We start from the raw sequence: 371 nt of genomic DNA on the forward strand, positions 1-371 counted from the left end.
CCTCACTCCGGCCAAAATAAACGGACGGATACTATTCCTCTCCCCAGCCCCAAAACCGACAAACCAAACCGATATTACAAACGAGACTACCGAAATCCCGATTACAATCAACAGCCTCAACAATCCGGTATTAGAAAAAAATATCGGAATGGCACTTAGCGTAAAACATATCGCGAAAGCGGCCGCACAACGGAAAACCACATTCTTAAGATACGCCGACGACGAAAGCCCACACGTCTTACTCGCGAAATACAGCGTTACAGCCGAAATTATAATCGAATAAAATAAGAACGATATGTGCATAAAATAGGAAGAAAAATCACCCCTAAATAACAAAATGGAAATGATAATCGGAAATGGCGTTAGAATTG

1 protein-coding gene is annotated in these 371 nt (G+C 41.8%); it reads left to right on the forward strand.

Annotated elements, in window-relative coordinates; all coding sequences use genetic code 11:
• A partial coding sequence (locus AC1DS3_RS39600; RefSeq protein WP_477129497.1) for a hypothetical protein occupies positions 1-283 on the forward strand: 283 nt, incomplete at its 5' end.
• Positions 284-371: the final 88 nt, after the last annotated feature.

The organism is Cupriavidus sp. 01L46, from assembly GCF_056399905.1.